At 45.8% G+C, this 23,138-nt stretch carries 19 protein-coding genes and 1 riboswitch; of the genes, 7 read left to right on the forward strand and 12 right to left on the reverse strand.

All coding sequences use genetic code 11. The features are described from left to right. Positions 1–72: 72 nt before the first annotated feature. Both R7E00_RS11375 and mdh read right to left on the reverse strand, forming a co-directional pair. A complete protein-coding gene (locus tag R7E00_RS11375) occupies positions 73–264 on the reverse strand; it encodes a hypothetical protein (protein ID WP_170960411.1) in 192 nt (63 codons plus the stop codon). A gap of 113 nt (positions 265–377) precedes the next feature. Further along, positions 378–1,313 (reverse strand): malate dehydrogenase, encoded by a 936-nt coding sequence (mdh, locus tag R7E00_RS11380; RefSeq protein WP_005379660.1) that lies wholly within the window; start codon positions 1,311–1,313, stop codon positions 378–380. 359 nt (positions 1,314–1,672) lie between these two features. Here mdh and argR point away from each other — a divergent pair, with 359 nt between their 5' ends. The 4 genes from argR (at position 1,673) to R7E00_RS11400 (ending at position 6,871) form a co-directional block, all read left to right on the forward strand. Next, a complete protein-coding gene (gene argR, locus R7E00_RS11385) occupies positions 1,673–2,143 on the forward strand; it encodes a transcriptional regulator ArgR (RefSeq protein ID WP_005379659.1) in 471 nt (156 codons plus the stop codon). A gap of 405 nt (positions 2,144–2,548) precedes the next feature. Further along, positions 2,549–3,517 carry a TAXI family TRAP transporter solute-binding subunit gene (locus tag R7E00_RS11390; RefSeq protein WP_005379657.1) on the forward strand — a complete coding sequence of 323 codons (969 nt, stop codon included), beginning with the start codon at positions 2,549–2,551 and terminating at the stop codon, positions 3,515–3,517. A gap of 291 nt (positions 3,518–3,808) precedes the next feature. After that, on the forward strand, positions 3,809–6,388 hold the full coding sequence (locus tag R7E00_RS11395; protein WP_017820274.1) for a TRAP transporter permease: 2,580 nt from the start codon (positions 3,809–3,811) through the stop codon (positions 6,386–6,388). A 45-nt stretch (positions 6,389–6,433) separates the two neighbouring features. Then, positions 6,434–6,871 carry a universal stress protein gene (locus R7E00_RS11400; protein WP_005379654.1) on the forward strand — a complete coding sequence of 146 codons (438 nt, stop codon included), beginning with the start codon at positions 6,434–6,436 and terminating at the stop codon, positions 6,869–6,871. A gap of 63 nt (positions 6,872–6,934) precedes the next feature. Here the strand turns inward: R7E00_RS11400 and R7E00_RS11405 are convergent, their stop codons facing one another. Then, positions 6,935–8,011 (reverse strand): alkene reductase, encoded by a 1,077-nt coding sequence (locus tag R7E00_RS11405; RefSeq protein WP_054579269.1) that lies wholly within the window; start codon positions 8,009–8,011, stop codon positions 6,935–6,937. Between the two features lie 92 nt (positions 8,012–8,103). Between R7E00_RS11405 and R7E00_RS11410 the strand changes: the two genes are divergently transcribed. Beyond that, entirely contained in the window at positions 8,104–9,051 is a 948-nt protein-coding gene (locus R7E00_RS11410; RefSeq protein ID WP_005379650.1) for a LysR family transcriptional regulator, read from the forward strand. Positions 9,052–9,069: 18 nt separating this feature from the next. Here R7E00_RS11410 and thiQ read toward each other — a convergent pair whose 3' ends face one another. The 5 genes from thiQ to mpl all read right to left on the reverse strand — a co-directional run bounded on the left by thiQ (position 9,070) and on the right by mpl (position 14,643). Continuing rightward, positions 9,070–9,774, reverse strand: coding sequence for a thiamine ABC transporter ATP-binding protein (thiQ, locus tag R7E00_RS11415; protein ID WP_262606264.1), 705 nt, complete (start codon positions 9,772–9,774; stop codon positions 9,070–9,072). Further along, on the reverse strand, positions 9,774–11,360 hold the full coding sequence (gene thiP, locus R7E00_RS11420; protein ID WP_213907989.1) for a thiamine/thiamine pyrophosphate ABC transporter permease ThiP: 1,587 nt from the start codon (positions 11,358–11,360) through the stop codon (positions 9,774–9,776). Before thiP ends, thiQ begins: the two co-directional genes overlap by 1 nt. 41 nt (positions 11,361–11,401) lie before the next feature. Then, positions 11,402–12,394, reverse strand: a complete 993-nt coding sequence (gene thiB / locus R7E00_RS11425) for a thiamine ABC transporter substrate binding subunit (protein WP_130544794.1) — start codon at positions 12,392–12,394, stop codon at positions 11,402–11,404. A 72-nt stretch (positions 12,395–12,466) separates the two neighbouring features. Further along, positions 12,467–12,603: riboswitch (TPP riboswitch) on the reverse strand. A gap of 37 nt (positions 12,604–12,640) precedes the next feature. After that, a complete protein-coding gene (locus R7E00_RS11430; protein WP_005379640.1) occupies positions 12,641–13,279 on the reverse strand; it encodes a flavin prenyltransferase UbiX in 639 nt (212 codons plus the stop codon). 5 nt (positions 13,280–13,284) lie between these two features. After that, positions 13,285–14,643 carry a UDP-N-acetylmuramate:L-alanyl-gamma-D-glutamyl-meso-diaminopimelate ligase gene (gene mpl / locus R7E00_RS11435; RefSeq protein ID WP_053303335.1) on the reverse strand — a complete coding sequence of 453 codons (1,359 nt, stop codon included), beginning with the start codon at positions 14,641–14,643 and terminating at the stop codon, positions 13,285–13,287. 312 nt (positions 14,644–14,955) lie between these two features. On the opposite strand from mpl, the gene fbp reads away from it, so the two are divergent. Both fbp and ppa read left to right on the forward strand, forming a co-directional pair. Continuing rightward, positions 14,956–15,972 carry a class 1 fructose-bisphosphatase gene (fbp, locus tag R7E00_RS11440; RefSeq protein WP_005383114.1) on the forward strand — a complete coding sequence of 339 codons (1,017 nt, stop codon included), beginning with the start codon at positions 14,956–14,958 and terminating at the stop codon, positions 15,970–15,972. Positions 15,973–16,099: 127 nt separating this feature from the next. Further along, the gene (gene ppa, locus R7E00_RS11445) at positions 16,100–16,630 is read left to right on the forward strand and encodes an inorganic diphosphatase (RefSeq protein WP_005379635.1); all 531 of its coding nucleotides are present in this window, start codon (positions 16,100–16,102) and stop codon (positions 16,628–16,630) included. A gap of 73 nt (positions 16,631–16,703) precedes the next feature. On the opposite strand, the gene R7E00_RS11450 is transcribed toward ppa, so the two are convergent. From R7E00_RS11450 to R7E00_RS11465, 4 genes are read right to left on the reverse strand one after another with little or no spacing between them, the layout of a single operon-like run. After that, positions 16,704–17,066 carry a DUF2799 domain-containing protein gene (locus R7E00_RS11450; RefSeq protein WP_042522443.1) on the reverse strand — a complete coding sequence of 121 codons (363 nt, stop codon included), beginning with the start codon at positions 17,064–17,066 and terminating at the stop codon, positions 16,704–16,706. Between the two features lie 49 nt (positions 17,067–17,115). Then, positions 17,116–17,463 carry a gamma-glutamylcyclotransferase gene (locus R7E00_RS11455; RefSeq protein WP_005379626.1) on the reverse strand — a complete coding sequence of 116 codons (348 nt, stop codon included), beginning with the start codon at positions 17,461–17,463 and terminating at the stop codon, positions 17,116–17,118. 44 nt (positions 17,464–17,507) lie between these two features. Beyond that, a complete protein-coding gene (locus R7E00_RS11460; RefSeq protein WP_064353585.1) occupies positions 17,508–21,272 on the reverse strand; it encodes a translocation/assembly module TamB domain-containing protein in 3,765 nt (1,254 codons plus the stop codon). Beyond that, complete coding sequence (locus tag R7E00_RS11465; protein WP_064353584.1) at positions 21,269–22,981, reverse strand: autotransporter assembly complex protein TamA; 1,713 nt, start codon at positions 22,979–22,981, stop codon at positions 21,269–21,271. The genes R7E00_RS11460 and R7E00_RS11465 overlap by 4 nt, the downstream gene beginning before the upstream one ends. Between the last annotated feature and the right edge of the window lie 157 nt (positions 22,982–23,138).

Below are 23,138 nucleotides of genomic sequence, written 5' to 3' on the forward strand. Positions count from 1 at the left end.
GACTTATAGCAAAAAGGAAGAGCACGCTCTTCCTTTTTTACGTTTGATACCTAATGACGACGCCCCGAGGCGCTAGTAATATCTGTCACTACTGCCATGCAGTTGTGGATCATCTTCTATTTCATCAAAGCTAACGGCGAGTTGCTGTTCAGTCCCTTGTTTGGACAACAATACCGTCTCTGCTTCATGGTCGACCACTAATATCGTACCGACGCCTTGTTGGCACTCAACAACCATGCCTTTACGGATTCGACTCGCTTCCATCATCTTCTCCTTCACTACGTGGTTTTATTCGACCATTTTTACGAAGTTGAGAAATCAAGGATCAAAAAAGCCGATCAAAATGATCGGCTTTCTTCTTATATAGGCTTTCTAGATTACTTTGCGAATTCAACACCAATGTTGATGTCGCCATTTAGTGTTTCTAGCATACCGTCTAATGCAGACTTTTCGTAATCGCTGAGTTTGCCGTAGCTTAGTACTTCTTCAACGCCTTCTTTACCCAGTTTCACAGGTTGCGCAAAGTAAGTCGCGTGTTCGCCGTCGCCTTCAACGTAAGCGCACTCAACTACGCCTTCTTCACCTTGAAGAGCACGAACCAGAGACAGACCAAAGCGACATGCAGCTTGGCCCATTGATAGTGTTGCACTACCACCACCCGCTTTCGCTTCTACAACTTCAGTACCTGCATTTTGAATACGTTTCGTTAATGCTTCTACTTCTTCAGCTGTAAACTCAACACCTTCCACTTGAGACAGTAGAGGTAAGATCGTTACGCCAGAGTGACCACCAATTACTGGCACGCGAACGTCACCTGGATCTTTGTCTTTTAGCTCAGCAACAAACGTTTCTGAACGGATAACATCCAACGTTGTTACACCAAATAGACGACGCTTATCATAAACACCCGCTTTTTTAAGAACTTCAGCAGCAATTGGCACTGTTGTATTTACAGGGTTTGTGATGATACCAACACAAGCTTTCGGACAAACAACCGCAATCTTCTCCGCTAGCGATTTAACGATACCAGCGTTTACATTAAATAGATCCGCACGATCCATACCTGGCTTACGCGCAACACCAGCAGAAATTAGCACAACATCCGCGCCTTCTAGTGCTGGAGTAGGATCTTCACCAGCGTAACCTTTGATAGAAACTGGCGTAGGGATGTGGCTAAGATCAGCGGCCACACCAGGAGTTACTGGAGCAATATCATATAGGGCTAGATCAGAACCAGCAGGAAGACGGTTCTTAAGTAGAAGGGCCAGGGCTTGACCGATGCCACCAGCGGCACCAATAACGGCTACTTTCATGTAGTTCTCCTTGAGAGTATTTCTCTTATAAACGTATTCGTAGGGTAGTTTGTAACCAACTTAAATAAAGCTATCGGAATCACAACTTGATTACAATCAATTAACGCTAGCTTTGCGACCTCGCGCAACTCGCTGTTACCGTGCTACAAATGGGGCTTGGATTATTCTTTTATTCTGTTGAAATGACAAGGAATTCAACAAAACAGATACAGCCCTACTTCAGCGCGCTAAAGAATTCTATGTGGTATATAGTTTACAGTGACGCATCTAACATAATCCTGGGACTCTTTGGCACCGCCTGAATATATATGCGAGAATATGCAAAATTGCTGACCCGTAATAAGAGATTTGTAATGACTATGCGCAATTCAGAAAAACAAGACAACTTAGTTCGCGCCTTTAAAGCCCTGTTAAAAGAAGAAAGCTTTGGCTCACAGGGCGAGATTGTTGACGCACTCAAACAGCAAGGATTTGAGAGTATCAACCAATCTAAAGTCTCACGTATGCTGACTAAATTTGGCGCTGTCCGTACGCGCAATGCAAAAATGGAAATGGTTTACTGTCTTCCTGCTGAGCTAGGTGTCCCAACAGTCAGCAGCTCTCTGCGTGAACTAGTACTAGACATCGATCGTAACGCAGCGTTAGTGGTAATTCACACTGGCCCAGGTGCAGCACAGTTGATTGCTCGCTTGCTTGATTCACTAGGTAAATCCGAAGGTATTCTTGGTGTTGTCGCAGGTGACGATACCATTTTCATTACGCCAACCATGGCAATTACGACTGAGCAACTCTTCAAATCAGTGTGCGAGCTGTTCGAATATACTGGTTAAGTTCTATAAAGCTTCAATCAGCTAACTCATTGTGGGTTATAAAAGAAGTCTCATTTTGTAGCCCATAATTTATGTAAATTTTTTGCTTACTCCGCTCGTTCTTTAACCACCCATTTTGTGATTAACATCACGCAATTGATCTTTTTCATTTCAGTCACTAAACGTTAATTAAGTAATTGTTATAAAAAGAATTAAATCAAAAATTGAATCCTATCCCCTGATACAAAATTCAGACTTATCAACTATAACATTTAACAATTGTATAATTTTCTGCCAATTTTTTGTTATGATTCGCTCGCTTTTTCAAACGATTGGATTGAAAAAGGTGCCGTTTCCAAATAGGAAACTCCAGAAGTGATTTATGGTTATTTCCGGGTAAATAATGAATATAAGGAAGGGAAATTCATGGCATTTAACAAACTTCTCAAAGTAGGCGCTATCGCTGCAGCCGTAATGGGCGCAGGCGCAGTTAACGCTCAAGAGTTTATTACCATCGGTACTGGCTCTGTGACAGGTGTTTACTACCCAACTGGTGGTGCTATCTGTAAGTTGGTAAATAAAGGTCGTAAAGACCACAACATCCGTTGTTCAGTAGAATCGACTGGTGGCTCAATTTACAACGTTAACACTATCCGTGCAGGCGAATTAGATTTTGGTATCGTGCAATCGGATTGGCAGTACCACGGCTACAACGGTACGAGCAAGTTTGAAGAACAAGGCCCGTACAAGAAGCTACGCGCAATGTTCTCTCTTCATACAGAACCTTTCAACATCATTGCGCGTGCAGATTCAGGTATTGAAAACGTTGAAGACCTGAAAGGTAAGCGCGTAAACATCGGTAATCCAGGCTCTGGTGACCGTGCAACGATGGGCGTTGTCATGGAAGCGATGGGTTGGACAAACGACAGCTTCAAATTGGCGTCTGAGCTAAAAGGCTCTGAACGCTCTCAGGCACTTTGTGATAACAAAATTGACGCCTTCATTTACATGGTCGGCCACCCGAACGGTTCAATCAAAGAAGCAACCACATCATGTGATGCGAAGCTAGTTTCAGCAACAGGCCCTAAAATCGATAAAATTGTTGCCGACAACCCATACTACGCCTTTAGCTCAGTACCGGCTGGTATGTACCGCGGTACAGACAAAGACGTAAACAGCTTTGGTGTTGCAGCAACAATGGTAACGACCTCTGATGTTTCAGACGATGTCGCTTACAACGTGGCAAAAGCTGTGTTTGAAAACTTTGATACCTTCAAACGTCTACACCCTGCATTCGCAAACTTGAAGAAAGAAGACATGGTGAAAGCTGGTCTTTCTATTCCTCTTCACCCAGGTGCAGAAAAATACTACAAAGAAATGGGTCTAATTAAGTAATTTCCTCAGACTCTACATACAGGCAGGAAAGAATATTTTCTGCCTGTTTGAGTATACAGGTTGTAGCACGTTCTAACTGTATGCTTCATTCGCCAGTTTTCTTCTGAAAACTGCGAGCTCATACCCAAGAAAACTTAAACGCCGCCTAACAGAGTACCCAACAATCAACACTTTGAGTTCAGGCAGCAAAATACTCGAAAGCAAACTTCGCTCCATTCACTACACTGATAGAGGCGAAGTGTGGTTCTCGATAAAAATCAGACAGGACCATCAATAATAAGGAAAAAGTACATGGCGACGAATCAAGCTCCGTCACAAGATGTGCAAGAAATGGTGGCTCAGGCAGACACAGGTGCACGTAGCCCTTCGGGAATGCAAGGACGAATCCTTTGGTTTGTTCCTCTGTGTTGGTCACTATTTCAATTATGGTACGCATCCCCGTTACCATTTATTTTCAATTTTGGCGTACTGAACGACACGGAAGCGCGATCTATCCACCTTACTTTCGCGATCTTTTTGGCTTTCACTGCTTATCCAGCGATGAAGAATTCTCCTCGCGATCATATCCCTCTTGTTGATTGGATACTCGCGTTGGCTGGCAGCTTTTCAGCAGCCTATATATACCTTTTTTATACCGAGCTAGCAGGACGCTCAGGCGCACCGACAACGGTTGATATCGTTGTTGCTGTTATCGGTATGCTCCTCCTTTTAGAAGCAACACGCCGAGCACTTGGTCCACCATTAATGGTCGTGGCTGCTGTTTTCCTTACTTACACCTTTGCAGGCCCTTACATGCCTGACGTTATCGCGCACAAAGGGGCAAGCTTGAACAAGGCCATGTCTCACTTGTGGCTAACAACAGAAGGCGTATTTGGGGTTGCGCTAGGTGTTTCTACCTCTTTTGTCTTCTTGTTTGTATTGTTTGGAGCAATGCTGGAACGCGCTGGTGCTGGTGCTTACTTCATTAAAGTTGCCTTCTCGTTACTTGGCCATATGAAAGGTGGTCCAGCTAAAGCGGCCGTTGTTGCATCAGGTTTATCTGGTCTGGTTTCTGGTTCTTCAATCGCAAACGTAGTAACAACTGGCACCTTTACGATTCCACTGATGAAGCGTGTTGGCTTTCCCGGCACAAAAGCGGGTGCGGTAGAGGTAGCGGCTTCAACCAATGGTCAGTTAACACCGCCAATCATGGGTGCAGCAGCATTTTTGATGGTGGAATACGTCGGTATCTCCTACGTTGAGGTGATTAAAGCCGCCCTACTTCCAGCGCTAATCTCTTATATTGCTTTAATTTACATTGTTCACCTTGAAGCGTGTAAAGCAGGCATGACAGGGCTTCCTCGTCGCCACAACCCAACACTAGTACAAAGTCTGCTGTCCTTTACTGGCACAATCTTAGGATTGTGTGTGATCAGCGCATTGGTTTACTACGGAGTGGGTTGGACAAAGGACGTCTTTGGTGATGCCGCGACACCAATTGTTACCGTCGCACTATTAATCGCGTACGTTGGGTTGGTGAAAGTCTCAGCAAATCACGTGCAAGATGGCGCAATTGAGATTGATGCAGAATTAACAGAAGTACCTGATCCTGGCCCAACCGTTAAGTCAGGCTTGCACTACCTACTCCCTATCGTCGTATTGGTTTGGTGTTTGACTGTCGAACGTTTCTCACCTGGTCTTTCGGCATTCTGGGCAACGGTGTTCATGATTTTCATTTTGCTTACTCAACGTCCGTTGATTGCACTGCTGTCAAAGCAAGGTGATATGCTTCAGCAAACCAAAGATGGCTTTGTCGATCTTGCCGAGAGCTTAGTTTCTGGTGCGCGCAATATGATTGGTATCGGCGTTGCAACCGCGGCAGCGGGCACCGTTGTTGGTGTTGTTACACTAACGGGTATCGGCCTAGTGATGACCGACTTCGTCGAGTTTATCTCTGGTGGCAGCATCATTCTTATGCTGCTGTTTACCGCCATCATTAGCTTGGTTCTGGGGATGGGTCTGCCAACAACGGCGAACTACATCGTGGTCTCTACGCTAATGGCGCCGGTCATTGTTACGCTCGGCGCAGCGCATGGCTTGATTATTCCGTTGATAGCGGTGCACTTGTTCGTTTTCTACTTTGGTATTTTGGCCGACGATACCCCACCTGTAGGTCTTGCGGCTTTTGCAGCAGCCGCAATTGCGAAATCAGATCCAATTCGTACCGGTATCCAAGGTTTTACTTACGATATTCGAACCGCTATTTTGCCGTTCATGTTTGTGTTCAATACCCAGCTATTGTTAATGGGGATCGACTCTTGGTGGCATTTGGCACTCACGGTCATCTCATCGATCATTGCAATGCTGATATTCTCTGCGGCAACTCAAGGGTGGTGGTTCACGCGTAACAAGTGGTGGGAAACAGTCCTATTATTAGTACTGACATTTTCGTTTTTCCGTCCAGGTTTTTGGTGGGACATGCTGTACCCAGCGAAAGTTCTTTCTCCTGGCGTTGAGGTAGCTCAAATCACGGAAACACTAAATGTAGGAGAATCATTGGAGTTACGTGTTGCCGGTGAAAACCTTGAGGGCGACTACATTGAGAAAACGGTTCGTCTTCCATTCGAAGACAGTGCGACAACAGCAGACGCACGTATTTCATCTATGGGTCTGATGCTGACCGAAAGTGACAACAAAATGATTGTCGATATGGTTGAATTTGGTAGTCCAGCAGAGTCCGCAGGTATCGACTTTGATTGGGAAATCAAGTGGGTTATCCAGGATGCAGACCGTCCGATGAAAGAGTGGGTGTTTGTACCATGCTTAATGATTTTGCTGGTGCTTGCAATGAACCAAAAACGTCGTGCTCGTAAGGAACAATTGAGCGCATAACCGATTTGGCCCCGAGGATAAAGGGGCCTTAATGAGAGACATTGAATGTACAAACAAATTCTTGTTCCGGTTGATCTAAATGACCAAGGCTTTTCAGACCGAGCGGTTGAACTAGCGGTTTGGCAGGCAAAGCAAGCAAATGCTCAAATCCATCTTCTGACGGTACTACCTGGTATTCACATGTCGATGGTTGCCACATACTTTCCGAAAGATGCTGCGGCCAAAATGAAGCAAGACGTGAAGCAGCAACTAAAAACTTTCGCTAATGAGCATATTGCTGAAGATGTGGTTTACCAAGTGCATGTTGCTGAAGGCAAGGCCTACGCGACCATTCTTGATTATGCAGAACGCTTAGGCGCTGATCTCATCATTATGCCAAGTCACAAGCGCTCTAAAATCAATAAAGTAATGCTTGGCTCCGTCGCGAGTAAGGTTGTGGAATATTCTCCAATCAATGTGATGGTCGTAAAACCGCAAGGCTAAGTAAATACAAAAACGAAAAAGGACGCTAACATTAGCGTCCTTTTTATATTAAACAAGTAAGGGTTATGCCATCACTGGGTAATCGGTATAACCTTCTGCTCCACCCAAATAAAAGTGTTCTGGTTTCGCCTCATTAAGAGGTGCATTTTTCTTAAATCGCTCGACTAAATCTGGGTTTGCGATAAAGGGAACGCCAAATGCGACCACATCAACTTTGTTTTCTGCAATTGCTGTTGCCGCTTCTTGTGCACTGTAGCCCACGTTCGCCATTAAGTGACCTTTATAGTTTTCGCGTGCTGGCTTGAGAACATCTGCTTTTTGTACGCCTTTCAGATCCGCACGCATCACGTGCCAATAAGCAAGATCGAAAGAATTAAGTTGCTCTGCTAAGTAACGCACCAAGCCAACTGGATCACTGTCTTTCATGTCATTAAATCCATTTAGCGGAGATGTGCGCAGACCGACTCTTCCAGGTCCCCACACCTCAACGACTTCTTTCACTATCTCAAGTAAAAATCGAGCACGATTTTCAACCGAACCACCGTATTCATCGGTACGTAAATTTGAACCGTCACGAAGGAAGTTATCAATAAGATAACCATTGGCGCCATGTATCTCGACCCCATCAAAGCCGGCTTTCTTGGCGTTTTCTGCACCTTGTTTAAACGCCGCAACAATGGAAGCTATCTCATCCACTTCGAGTGCTCGTGGTACCGTATATGCTTGCTTACCCGAAGGGGTATGGACTAATTCATCACGAATGGCCAATGCGCTCGCCGCTACAGGTGTTTTTCCTTCATTCAGATCAGGATGACAAGCTCGTCCCGCATGCCAAATTTGCAGTACAATCTTACCGCCTCTCTCATGAACCGCATCCGTTACCTTTTTCCAAGCTGCGATTTGCTCTTCGCTGTAAATGCCCGGCTCAGCCATGAAAGCAGACGTACCTTCCATCACCATGGTGCATTCAGCAATGATAAGTCCGGCACTCGCACGTTGAGCGTAGTATTCAACCATAAGGTCATTAGGAATATGGTCCGCGCCAGCACGAGCTCGCGTTAAAGGCGCCATAATGGCACGGTTATCTAATGCTAATTGACCGAGTTCGATAGGAGAAAATAAGTCTACAGAGTTGGACATGTTGTTTACCTCAAATGACAATAACTTGATGGCTAAGGATGAGGTGCCAGACTATAATCAGATTAATATTGAAACAATATGGATAATTGAAAGTGATTGTTCGCAATTTAGAAACAATTGACTTTAGAACGCTTTCTATCTTTGTCACAAGCTGTCGACTACTGAGCTTAACCAAGTGCGCGCTGGAGTTAAACCTACCAAAATCTACTGTTAGCAAAGCCATAACCAAACTCGAACAACACTTTGAAGCCAAACTGCTAGAGCGCACAACCCGAAAGTTAGTGATCACCGAAGCTGGCCAAATGGTTTTAGAGCGTGCTGCAAGCTTAGTTGAGGAATTCCACTCAATTGGCCATGACGTTCAGGAGATGGAACAACAGATCCAAGGCCGGCTGCGTATTTCCGCGCCACCAGCGTTGGATGCGTATATGGCGGAGCACATCTTTTTGCCATTTTTAAAACAATGGCCAAAAGTACAAATTGCGTTAGAAGCATCGAACGATTTTGTTGATCTCTTTTCACACGGCTTTGATATGGCAATTCGAGTCGGTCAGATAGTTGATGATCGATTGATCGCAAAAAAATTAGGCTATACCACTCGAGTTCTGGCTGCTAGCCCTGAGTATTTAGCTGAGTTCGGCGTACCTGAAACGCCAGAAGATCTGACAAAACACAACTGTTTGAGGTATCAATATGTTTCAGAAATAGGGCCTTGGACGCTGATCTCACACGATAATACCGTCAATGTTTCAATAACCAGTAACTTCTCAAGTACAACTGTAGAAGCAATATTGAAAGGTGCACTTAAAGGACTAGGCATCGCTAACTTACCTGTGCAAAACATGACGCAAGAGCTAGAAAGTGGCACCTTAGTCAGAGTGTTGCCGCAATGGCACACGGTACCAATGCCTATTTATCTAGTCTATCGTCCTGGAGCAAACCGCCCACGGCGCGTACAAGCAATGATTGACCATATCATGAGCTTAAGATCTCAATTTGAATTTGGCCCTAGGCATGGTTTGTGTTGCGGAGAAGCATAACCTAGCAACTATCAGGCACTAGCATGCGGCTCGGATAAATGCCGCAAGCTTCTCACTAGCATGCTGTTCACTCAATGCAGACATATCACCCGCGGCTTCCACTTTACCATCTGCCACAAACACAAAGTGGCTGGCAATCGCTTTGGCATCGCTTAAATGGTGCGTGACCATCAATACGGTTATTCCCCGCTCTGCTGCGAGTTTTTTTACCAAGCTCAGCATCTCTTCACGCAACACCGGATCAAGCGCCGAGAACGGCTCATCCAATAGCCACATGGGATGAGGCTGAACAAAACAACGCGCTAAGGCAACACGTTGACGCTGGCCACCAGAAAGATGCTCTGGCAAACGGTCGAGGTACTCTGCAACACCAACTTGCTGCGCGGCTTGTTCAATCTGACGATTTTGGTCCACCGTAAGCTTTAGCCCTGAGTGTAAGCCCAAACCGATGTTGTCACGCACCGATAAGTGAGCAAACAAATTGTGCTCTTGGAACAACATAGAGAACGGACGCAGATAAGGCTCTTTACGCACAATGGACTCACCATCAACACAAATATCACCACGGTCAGGATGGATGAATCCTGCCACCAACGCCAGCAAGGTTGACTTCCCTGCCCCACTTGGTCCCATCAGCGACACAATCTGTCCTTGCTCAATCGTTAAGTCAAAACGAAACAGTTCACGTTGGTAGGTGTACTGCACATCATCCAACACTAACATTACGCTCTCTCCTTCGTTTTCAATACTTTCTCAATCAAGGCAAAACAGCCCACACTCAACAACAATAAGGTCACCGATACCACCGCAGCCGCGTCCATCTGATAGCTGCCAAGCAGCTGGAATAAATACAGAGGTAAAGTGCGGAACTCTTGCCCGCCAAACAACGCAATAGCACTTAAATCGCCAATCGCAAACATAAAGCTGATCGCAAACGCATGTGCAAACGGCTTGCGTAGCGCCTGCCACTCCACCACTTTAAACCGTTGCCAGCCACGCATGCCTAAGCTGGCACATACATACTGATACTGTTGTTCAATGTGCAGCATTGGCTGCGCTAGCGTTTTGATCACGTAAGGCAAAGCCATCAAACCGTTCACCAAAATCACGACAAAAAATGCCAAGCTAAAAACATCGGTAAATGCGCGCAGTAGTAAGAATAAACCGGTGCTAATCACCAGACCTGGAGTCACCAAAATAACGGTGCCGATTAACTCAATCTGATCGGCTCGCGTGTTTTTGTACTGCAACCGCCAACGGCGACTGGTCAATAGTATGGACACCCCAGCAGCGACCGCAAGCGCGCTAGCGACACAGGCGACTTTGAGGGAGTTCAATAGCGCAGACCAAAAACGCTCATCGGTTAATACTGTCCAAACTTGTTGGTTGATGCCACTCAGTAACACCATCAATAACGGCGGTATTACCAGTAAAAAGGCACCTATGATCCAAAAGCTATCCCAAGCTTTTGACCACCCATGATCCTTCGTTAAATATTGCTGTACCGATGTGCTTCCAGCACTGATAGAAACAGGCCTTGTTAACTTCTGCACTCCAATAGCAAGCAGTCCACATAACAGCATCTGCCACAGCGCCAATAACGCCCCAGCTTGTAAATCAAAATCAAACTTAATCGCTTGGTAAATGGCCAATTCAATGGTGGTGGATTTTGGCCCGCCCCCCAACGCCATTACAGTGGCAAAACTGGTAAAGCACAACATAAACACCAACCCACAAACGTGGGGAAGCTGCTGCCTTAAACGCGGCCATTCTACCCAGCGAAACTTATCCCAATGGCTCATCCCAAGATGCGCGCAAAGCTTATGCTGCTCGGCAGGAATAGACTCCAAGGCTTGCAGAAGCAATCGTGCCGCGTAAGGTAAATTAAAGAACACATGGGCGAGTAAAATGCCGTTCAAACCGTAAATAGAGAATGGCAGTTTAGTGTCGAAACTTTGCAACCACTGCTCCAACAAACCACTGTTGCCATAAATCGCTAACAGCCCAAAAACACCAACCAAAACCGGCAAAACCAGTGTCGATGCAAATAGCTTAAGCAGTAATGATTTACCAATAAATTGGCGACGCGAAAGTGCGTGCGCTACTGGAATGGCAAAGCCAACACTGAGCAATGTGGAAAGAAACGCTTGGTAGAAACTGAACTTGGTGACATGTTGATAGTACGGGTCGCCCCATACCACAGACACATCAAGTGAAGGGGCTTGAACAATCAAAGCACCTAGGGCAGAAATAACAAAGGTCGCGATGATCATCGCGACCCCTAAACCTATTTTTGGAACAGAATTCAAAGGTAAAACCTATCTCATTCAGATGAGGATGGAAACGTCAGCTAAAACGTCAATGCGCTTTGCCATTCGCGAATCCAAGACTTACGCATTTTTGCCACTTCATCAGCACTAAAGCTCAACGACTTGCTTGGAACACTCAAAGTTTCAAAACCTTTAGGTAACTCAACGTCAGTGACTGGGTACATCCAGTTACCCGTTGGCATCGCCGATTGGAACTCATCACTTAAAATGAAACTCATAAATTGATCAGCAAGTTCTGAATTTTTTGCCCCTTTCACTTTGGCGGCTACTTCAACTTGCATGTAGTGGCCTTCAGCAAAATTCGCCGTAGCAAACTTCGAATCGTTTTCCGCAATTAAGTGGTACGCAGGTGAAGTGGTGTAAGAAAGCACTAAATCGGACTCACCATTGAGGAACATAGAATACGCCTCAGACCAACCTTTCGTGACCGTTACGGTTTTGCTCGCTAGCTTCTGCCACGCTTGCGTCACATCGTCGCCATAAATAGATTTCATCCATAGCATTAAGCCTTGGCCCGGCGTTGAAGTCCGCGGATCTTGGTAAATCACTTTCAGATCGTCGCGCGTTTCCACCAGCTCTTTCATGCTTTTCGGCGGATTAGCCAGTTTCTCTTTGTTGTACACAAACGCGAAGTAGCCGTAATCGTACGGTACAAACGTCGTGTCACTCCAACCGTTTGGTAACACTGTGTTAGCCGTATCCACATTGTGCTCGGCAAGCAGACCGGTTTTCTTCGCTTCTGCCATCAGATTGTTATCCAAACCTAATACGATGTCCGCTTTGCTATTACCGCCTTCAAGACGAAGACGATTCAGAATCGACACACCATCGTCCAACGCTACGAAGTTAACGTCACAGCCACATTTTGCTTCAAAAGCTTGCTCGATTTTAGGACCCGGCCCCCAATCTGCGGCAAAAGAGTCGTAGGTATAGATGGTTAATGTGTTTTCAGCGGCAAACGCTGAAGTAGAGGTGATTGCAGCTAGGGCAATCAGATTTAGAGTAGGTTTCACTGCTCGCTCTCCATGAGTATTTCAGAGAAATAAGTTGAGCGGCACAGGGTTTGAGGCGGCTATTAAGGACTTCCAATATCCAGACTCAATTCCTACGCCAGCATTATCTGGTTCAGGTAATACGGGTCCCTAGTTAAACACTTAGGTCTCAGCGCCCCAATGCATTGATTGACTCAATGCTAAATGGGTTTGCTCCCCGATGAGTTGGATGGATTGTAAAGGTATTTGAGTGGTTACACAATCAGCTCACGAGCGCTGGTCATAACCCCAACGAGGCACCAAACCTTGCTCAATACCTAAGTGGTCAAGAATTCTCGCCACCATAAAATCCACTAAGTCTTCAATACTCTTTGGCTGATGATAGAAGCCTGGAGCTGCTGGCATGATGGTGACGCCCATTTGCGACAGTTTGTGCATGTTCTCCAGATGTAGCGTTGAAAATGGTGTTTCGCGAACCACGAGCAACAACTGCCCGCGCTCTTTCATTACTACATCAGCGGCCCGTTCGATCAAGTTGTCCGACATACCATGTGCTATGGCTGCAACGCTTCCCGCAGAGCATGGGCAAACCACCATTTGCTTGGGTGCAGCAGAACCAGAGGCAACCGGCGAGAACCAATCGTCTTTACCGCAAACGGTGATGTTATTTCGATTGCAGTTCAGGTGCTCTACCAATGCTTGCTGCGCTGCTTCTGGACCACTTGGCAGCTTAAGATTATGCTCGGTTGCCATCACAACACGAGCTGCCGAAGAAATCAGAACGTAGACATGATAATCCGCCGCAACCAAGCATTCTAAAAGACGAAGGCCGTAGGGAGCACCAGAAGCGCCCGTTAATGCCAACGTGATGGCTTTTTTATGAGAGGGTTGTGTTTTGTTTTGCATATCAATCAGGCTTTTTGTTTTAACTGCTCAAGAAGTTTTCCGTGAATACCACCAAAGCCACCGTTGCTCATGACTAGAATTTGGTCACCTGGTCGCGCACGTTCGACGATCTTGGCTACAAAGTTATCTATATCCGCATCGACAAACGCTGGCTGTGTGCATTGGTCGGCAATGTCTTGCACAGACCACTCGATATTATCTGGCTGGAACAAGAAGACTTCATCTGCACTGTGTAGTGACTCTGCAAGTGTGTTTTTGTGTACGCCACGCTTCATGGTGGCAGAACGCGGCTCTAACACAGCTAGGATGCGTTTTTCACCTACCTTGTTACGCAAACCACCGACAGTAAGTTCAATTGCCGTTGGGTGATGCGCAAAATCATCGTAAACCGTCACACCTTGTTCTTCACCTTTCAGCTCTAAACGGCGCTTGGTATTGATGAAACGCCCTAATGCCTGGCAAGCAAGATCCGGAGTGACTCCAACATGTCGTGCAGCAGCGATTGCCATCAGCGCATTATCCACATTGTGGTCACCCACCAAATTCCATTCGACGGTACCAACCTTCTCGCCTTTCAACGCAACGTCAAATTTTGAGCCATCAAGCACTAATTTGTGCGCTTGCCAGTCACCATTCTCACCAGAGAACTGTTTTTCTGTCCAGCAACCACGCTCTAATACATCCGCCAAAGCTTGGTCTTGCTTCGGAGCTAAGATTAAGCCATTGCCGGGAACCGTTCGCACTAAATGATGGAATTGGCGCTTGATCGCCTCTAGATCATCGAAGATATCAGCATGATCGAACTCAAGGTTATTCATGATTAAAGTGCGAGGATGGTAATGCACAAACTTAGAACGCTTATCGAAAAAAGCACTGTCATATTCGTCCGCTTCAACGACAAAAAACATGCTTTCACCCAAACGAGCAGACACTCCGAAGTTACCGAGTACCCCACCGACTAAGAAACCCGGTTGATAACCACAATCTTCAAGTATCCAGGCAAGCATGCTCGACGTGGTCGTTTTCCCATGTGTACCCGATACCGCCAATACCCACCGATCATGCAGCAAAAACTCGTTGAGCCACTGCGGACCAGAGGTGTAGCGCATGTTAGTGTTGAGCACATGCTCGACACAAGGGTTGCCACGGCTCATCGCATTACCAATCACCACAAGATCTGGTTGAGGGTCGAGTTGAGACGGGTCAAAGCCTTCAATAATTTCAATACCTTGAGACTCAAGCAGTGTGCTCATTGGCGGATAAACGTTGGCATCAGAACCAGTGACTTTATGTCCTAATTGGCGCGCTAGAATCGCTGCGCCGCCCATAAATGTGCCACAGATACCCAAGATATGAATGTGCATAAACTAAACCTTGTAATGCGTTTTTTAATGCTTTCATTATCGCGATTACCGCCTGAAAAGCGAGTGACTTTAGCCTTCTTCTTGCAGTCCCTTTCACAAATATGACAAGGTTGAACACAGACTGTACAACCTCTTGCTTACTGATGAATCCCTCAAACAAGTCTACAAATAAATTGAGATCTCAAACAGTTACTTCATTACCATTAAAAAGATCTGCGACTTAAACTTACATCCAGCGCAATCGTTTAACATCCATAAAGAGATGCTCACTTGCGCACTACCCCCAATGAAATGAAAATGTAAGGATTAACCATGTCAGGACTGCGCACCCTAGGCGAGTTCATTGTCGAAAAACAAGCGGATTTCCCCCACGCTAGCGGTGATCTATCATCCCTTTTAGCCTCCATTCGTTTAGCTGCAAAAATCGTTAACCGCGAAATCAACGCAGCGGGTCTCGGTGATATCACTGGTGCTGTAGGTACGGAAAATGTCCAAGGTGAAGATCAGCAAAAGCTCGATGTTTACGCGAACGATAAGTTCAAAGCCGCGCTCGAAGCTCGTGATCAAGTGTGTGGCGTTGCCAGTGAAGAAGAAGACGAAGCAGTTGCGTTCAATAAAGAACTCAACCAAAACGCCAAATATGTAGTACTGATGGACCCACTTGATGGCTCTTCTAACATCGATGTGAACGTCTCTGTTGGTACTATCTTCTCGATTTACCGTCGTGTTTCTCCAATCGGTACTCCACCAACTGAAGAAGACTTCCTACAACCTGGTCACAAACAAGTGGCTGCGGGCTACGTAATTTACGGCTCCTCCACCATGTTGGTATACACAACTGGTAACGGCGTAAACGGCTTTACTTACGACCCATCTATCGGCAGCTTCTGTCTTTCTCATGAAAACATGATGATTCCTGATGATGGTAAGATCTACTCCATCAACGAAGGTAATTACATTCGTTTCCCTCAAGGGGTGAAGAAGTACATCAAGTACTGCCAAGAAAACGTGCCAGAAGACGGTCGCCCATACACTTCTCGCTACATTGGCTCGCTGGTTGCTGATTTCCACCGCAACCTACTGAAAGGCGGTATCTACCTTTACCCAAGCACACAAAGCCACCCACAAGGCAAGCTACGCCTGCTTTACGAATGTAACCCTATGGCATTCCTCATTGAGCAAGCTGGCGGCATTGCATCGGACGGCGTGAATCGCATTATGGACATCAAGCCTACTGAGTTGCACCAGCGTGTACCTTTCTTTGTGGGTTCGAAGAACATGGTTCGCAAAGTTGAAGAGTTCCTTGAACTGCACCGCGACGAAGAATAATTTCAGACCTTTGTCCAACGCGGCAGGTGTTTACCTGCCGCGTTTTTGTCGCTAAAGTGAAACGCGAATTTATCATCAGATGAAGCCGCTTTTGTGTGACTCATCGTTAATGAAAAGGAATATTCTAATGAGCTTAAACCATGTACCAGCAGGCAAGTCGCTGCCTGAAGATATCTATGTCGTGATCGAAATTCCTGCAAATGCAGATCCAATCAAGTACGAAGTAGATAAAGACTCTGGTGCTGTATTTGTCGACCGTTTCATGTCTGCACCAATGTTCTACCCATGCAACTATGGCTACGTGAACAATACCCTGTCTCTTGATGGCGACCCAGTCGACGTATTGGTACCAACACCATACCCACTCATGCCAGGTTCAGTCATTCGCTGCCGTCCTGTTGGCGTTTTGAAGATGACAGATGAATCGGGTGAAGATGCAAAAGTGTTTGCGGTTCCCCACTCAAAAATCTCGAAAGAGTACGAGCACATCCAAGATGTGGACGATATCCCAGAACTATTGAAAGCGCAGATCACGCAATTCTTTGAGCGTTACAAAGAGCTTGAAGCAGGCAAATGGGTGAAAGTGGATGGTTGGGCAGATGTTGCTGCCGCCAAAGCTGAAATCCTAGAATCTTACGAACGAGCTCAGAAAAAATAAGCATCACTGCTGATACAAAATTAAAAAGAGCTGCTCTAGGGCAGCTCTTTTGCTTTCATCTTACCTGTGTCAACTAGATAGGTGCGCCTGCTGAAGACATTCGTCCAGCGTCGTAGTCATGTTGAAAGAAGGGGTCAACATCATCACAAATGCCAAAATACGGCCGCCCGATAACACCGAGCATATAAGCACTTTGCTCACAATACTCTTGTTTGCCTTGCTGGTAACCCGCTTGATAAGCCATTATCAGTTCTGGCGTCGCATGGTTAACATCATCCAGCTTCGCAATTCGCTCCTCAGATAACTCCCGTAATCCATCTAAAGCTGACTGCCTACCAAACACTTGCCAATCGGTCACATTATTCGAAGTCGGTAGTGTTGTTTGTGCGCATGCAGCAAGAAGCAACGCCATTACTCCAATTACGAATGCTTTCATCGTGACTCCTTAGTGTTTAGCTCGTTGCTATTGATAATGTCAGTATAGCTCACACCTTTTGACACCAATCTCCGGAAGCGATTTCTTCGGTTAATTGCTCAGTATCTTGATATAAGTAGATCCAAGCTTGGCCAAAAGGCGTAACGATGCTCTCTCGGCGATATTCCACTGGCACATCTTCTAACCTATCTAGCTCAGATAAGGTTTCACTGTCAATCAGGTACACTTCACCTTGAATCGAGCGTTGCCCATCAGACAACGCTGGATAAGGGCCTAAGTCATACATTGCAAATTGAGCATCCGTTTCATGTAAACCAAGAAACTGCGCCGAGCGCAAATACTGATGGTTGTACTCTCCCTTGCGTAACGTGCCGTAGACAAAAATCAAATGCTGCATAACCACTCCTTAGTCATGACTGTGTATGCTTAGGTTAAAGCACTTTAATCGAACTCAAACTGATAGAGTAGGTCAACGGCGCTATCTACACCAGATACCGCTTCTAAATACAAGTCTTGCATCAATCGGTAACGCACAGTGAACTCACCTAGGGAGTTAAAGATGCCGACACCATATTTCACCTGCAAACCTGGCAGAATATAACCACTCACCGTCACTTGCGAGTCATCGCCCGACCCAGCAGTGTCCAGCTGTAAATCCTGTACGCCAAAGGCTTCACCGATTTCACCAACCACACGACCACTCTTCGCCAAGCTTAAACCAATTAAGGTAGTTGTCATTGCATTACCACCGGCTTCACCATCAATATCTTGACCACGAAGTAGATAAGAAAGTGCATTGGCTTGGTTCATCGCGGGCTCTGAGAAAATTTCTATACTCGGATCAGATGCTGGGCCTGACACTTGTACCCCCGCAATGACATCATCTTGGGTATTGTCTGGATTACGAATCGCTTTGATAGACAAGTAAGGTTGATCTGGTGGACCATTCATCAGAATCTTACCTTCTTTAATCAATAAGTCCTGACCAAACGAACGATAAGAACCGTCGACAACATTCACTTCACCAACGATGAAAGGACCTTTGTCTTTTTGTGTCACGTTTAGGTTCCCTTTCAACCCACCTTTTAAACCAAAAGCGGCAAGTTGGAAGTCATCACCAATTTTAATGTTGATGTTCGTTTCCACATCAAACGGCATCGCAGCCACATCGTCCACTGGCTGCAAGTTTTTATCGAGAATAACGGTATCACTCGATACGCCTACCGCACTTGGTGGAAGCTCTTCGACGACAATTCTGCCCCATGGCAAATTAATATCACCCTCAATTTTCGCAAGCTGAGGGGTCACATCTATTGTCATGTCAGGCTCCACTTTGATTTTTACCATTGGAGGCAAATCAACATTGAGCTCTTTAGCAAATACACGCGCTTTAGTGCGCCAGTTCTGTAAGTCCTGCCAGTCGGCATCACCGGTAACGTTCAACTCACCATCCGGGGTTAAAATTCCGGCATCCAAGTCCGCTTGATGGCCTTTAAAGTTGATGACGACCTGCCCTGAGTTTATATCTATCGGTGTGACTTCACCCTGTAGCTTCATTTGGTCAATCAAGAACTGGCCGTTCACCTTCGGATGCATGACGTCACCTGATATCGCTAGGTCAGTATTCATGTTTGCTTTAAACAAGCTGTACTCACCAATCAACGGTGCCAAGAAATCCAAGTGGAACGTAGAGAGTGAAACCTTACCATCAATAGTGGGCTTTTCAGACGAGACATTCAGTAAAGAAACCTTACCAGACAAGTCACCGTTATCTTTCACATCAAATAGCCACTCGGCATCAAGCTTGTCTTTCGCTAATGCTGCTTTAAAGTTGAAGCTTTCCCAACCGACTTTAATTGGCTGTTCAAGCGCTTGTTCAACTTGGCCTTTTGGCATATTGACACTTAAGGTTACTTCAGGCTTTTTCTCTGGTGCCCATTTAGCAAAAGCCTGTGCATTAACCGAGCCTTGCAGCTTGGTTTCTGGCGGCAGGAATTGTTTGATTTGGTCAAAATCAAAATCATTGATAGCTAACTTCGCCTGGCCACTCTTACCGACACTAATGTCTTCGGTTAGACATACGCTCGACTCCGCTTGCAACCAACAATGCGCTTGAACGTTCGCGATCTGTTTGTCGATATTGACCTTCACCGCGGTCGATTTTTGCAACGCCCACGGGCCTTGTTGCGAGCTCAGCGTCAAGCGGCGCAGCGCCCCATTCCAAATCATTTCTGGTTTCTGCTGGAATGTCCCTTCAATTTCTAAACTGGTCGACACCAGGTCAGACACTACATCGAGCGTCAGTTGATGCAGTTTTTCATCCCCAGAGACTTCAAGGTCAGCACTATCAACTTTTATGTCGTCATAGGTAATGTTGTTCGCAATTAGGCTTATGTTCGCTTTTGGTGCTGGCAGAGGCTTCACATCACCCTTTAAGGTGATCGTTTCTACGTTCGCCTGTTGCTGCCAGTTTATCTGATTTAAAGCGAGATCAAGATTGATGTCTGGTTCTTTCAAGCTACCACGTAGTGCGACTTTACCTTGCATTTTACCTGCAAGATCCGGAACACTTTTCGCAAAATCAGGGAAGTTAACCTCAACATCCATCAGAATTTGCTTATCGATCTTACCCTTTGCACTGAGTTGGTTTGGACCATGAGAAAGCGCTAAACCCTGAGTGGTAAGTTGGATGTCTTCGCCTTTGCCGTTTTTATCAGACGCTTCAAGTTGCCCTTCAACATTCAGCGGATACCCTCGCAAAATGCCGTCAATGTCTAACTTAGGCAAACTGACTTGCCAACCGCCTTGTTCTGTTAACGACCCCGAAGTCGAAAGGTTACCGCTGATATCCCCTTCAGCTTCTTTCCATTGTAAACCTGGTTGAATGTTTTTCAGGTTTAAGTCAGCTTGCCAGTTGATTGGCGCAGCCCAATTGGCCATGACTTTCCCAGAGAGTTCGCCTCCCAGGGTTTTCACTACAAGGCTTTCGAGGTCAATTTGCTCTAACGTACCTTTGCCGTTTAGTGCGACATCAACGGCGGGAATATCTTTGCCTGACGCTTTGGTTTCTAATGCGACTTCGTAGCCATCAAGTGAGCCTTTTGCCGCCAAGCTTGGTACAGAAACCTGGTAATCGCTTTGTCCAAATAGCGGCCATTGCGCCTGTACATTTTTAATCGCGACATCAAACGGTAACTGCGTTTTAAGCAGTTGAATATCACCTTTGATCTCCGCTTGTACAAGCTCAGAAAGCGTAGCATTTAGTGACAAATCACCAACCGAACCCGAGACCAAAAGCGACAGTTTTTGTCCCTTCGCATCCGCTTGCTTCACTAACGCGTCCAGTTGCGCTTTGATAGGGTAATCAGAAGAAAGCGTCACTTGTGTGCTCAACTTGCCTTCCACTTCTGGCATGTCGAGCTCTAATGTTTTGACATCAACACGCTCACCGCCTGCTCTTGCAACCAAACCAAGATGATTGACGATCACTGGCGTTTCACCTGCCAGTTTGAAATTGTGAATATCAAGACGACGCGCTTCCACCGTCAGCGGAATCCATACTTCGGGTAACACAATATCTTGCGGCGTAGCATCGGCTTCTTTCGGCTCTTCAACAACCGCTTCAGGTTCAGCTTCACTTGGTGCTAAAGCCACATTAATGTCTTTCAACGCGGTAGGTGCGATCACCAAACGATCGCCTTGCATCGACAAAGCGGTCGAGAATGTTTGCCAATCAATTTGATTGCCCAGCACATTGACATTGATATCATTAAAGCTGACTTTATTAACAAAAATTGGCACTGGCGTACTGATAGAACGCAGTGGTGGTGTTTCCTCTTGCTCCTCGCTTGCTGGCGGTAGCTCAGGCATCTTAAAGTCAAGCCCCTGCAGTCTTAACTCATCGACACAAACCTTAGGGTCAAAGAAACAGCGGAAGTTCACTGCCAAAGCTAAACGCTCGACTTTGGCATCGATATTCAAAGACTCATCGACAAAACTGACGTTATGCAGTTCGAAGCGAGGAAACAATGAACCCTGCACTTTTTCAATCTGCAATTGTGGTAGTGCTTTTTCGGCTCCCCACAAGGCAAATTTGAGGCCTGGGTGGGTAAATAAAACTGTCGCGACAATAATGATGAGCAACAGCAATAGACCAATCAAACTGAGCGACAGCCATTTGGTCCACTTAAACATCATTTTGATCATAGCTCAGGCCCCAATGAGAAGTGGATACGAAACTCTCGTTCTGGTTTTGCATCCAACCCCCATGCAAAATCAAAACTAACAGGGCCCACCGGAGACGCCCAGCGGATACCAACACCAGCACCTGATTTCCAATCTGGTGTTTCATTAAACGCATCACCAATATCGTAAAACGTTGCAGCCCACCAGTTTCCATAAACACGATATTGGTATTCTAATGTACTGCTAACAATGTATTTACCACCCGTCAAAGCACCACTCTCATCCACAGGTGAAATAGATTCATAGCCGTAACCACGAATATTATTGTCACCACCTGCGAAGAAACGCAGCGACGGTGATAGCTTTTCAAGTTCATCGGTAATATTCGCACCACCTTCTAAGCGGAACAAACCACGATGATTCTCTCCAATACCACGAATCCAAGAAGTCGAGCCAATTAAGCGGAGCACTCTAGTTTCAGAAAGCATAGCGGTATCACCATACTCAACAGTGATGCTTTGCTTGTCTCCCCACATTGGCATATTGCCCCCTCGAACCCTAGTCCGAGAAAATGTCGCACCTGGAAGTACGAAGTTGAATTCATCATCTTGTAAACCTTGCGTAAAGCTCTCGTACAAATGACGAACATAAACGGTATTATGCCAACCACCGTCTGCTAACCAATGACGTTCCACTGCAAGGTTAGACTCGATACTCTGCGTGTCACGGTTGTCTAGGTTTTTAAGCCCATATTGAACTTGATAATAATCGTTAGCGACATCTTCTAAAGGAATTTTGTAAGAAGCAGTCACGGTTTGCTCTGGCTTAGATAGGGATAAAGCAGTGTTGAAACTGTGTCCTCGGGAGCTCACCCAAGGTTTCTTCCACTTCAACGTTCCTCGAACGCCGACATCCGTTGAGTAACCAATACCCGTCTCGATCTGATTCTTCGAAGCAGGAGATAAAGACACTTTAATTGGCAAGTCTCGGCCATCATCAAGCCTATCCAATTCAGGCTCAACAAAAACTGAGGAAAACCACTCCGTATTTGATAGCTTCTGGTTAAACTCGCCCAGCTTCGAAACGTTGTATGGGTCCCCTTCTTTAAAAGGTTGTAGTGATGCGACACGGTCTTCCCAGATGTGGTTGCCAATAAAAGAAACGTCGCCAAAATTGAAACGTATTCCACTGCTGTAGTGCAAACGGACATTAGCTTCGTTCAGATCAGGGATAACCTCTAATCGACTTAGCGTAAACTCACCATTGAAGTAACCACGCTGAAGCGCCAAGTTACGAATGCCTGACTTAAGGCTGTCGTATTGGCCTTGATTCAAAACTTGACCAACTTTGAGCGGAGAGCGCTCAATAAGTTTTGCAAACTCTTCATCGTCCTTGGCCTCTCCAGTGATGACCACATCCATGACTTTCACTTTCACTGGCAAGCCCGGCTTGATGAGCACAATTAACTCATCATTCGCTTCAGGAATAGAGTATGAAATTTTTGCATGATAATACCCAAGCGCGTTAAGCGCTTCAGTGATACTTTGATCTAATCTCGCTTGAAAACGCAGAGAAGTGGAGTAATCCTTCTCTGGAATAGATGATAGATACGCACTGACATTCTCTTCTAAAGCGCCATCAATGCCTTTCAAAGTCAAAGAAACATCGGCATAGGCACCATGAGAAAAGGCAAACAGGCCAACAATGGTGGGGAGAGCTTTTTTTATCATGCTTTTATGGCTGAATGAGGTTAAGTAAACGTAAATAATGATAACGCCAATTAGATTCTAAGTCTGTAATATTAATAGGTTTAACGCGGTCTATGTCATCACAGCATCAGATACAGACGAAATGAAAAAGTTCGCAAATTTAAGACACGTATTGAAG

Origin of the sequence: Vibrio sp. Vb1755, from assembly GCF_033338635.1 — a bacterium.
Lineage (GTDB): Bacteria > Pseudomonadota > Gammaproteobacteria > Enterobacterales > Vibrionaceae > Vibrio > Vibrio alginolyticus.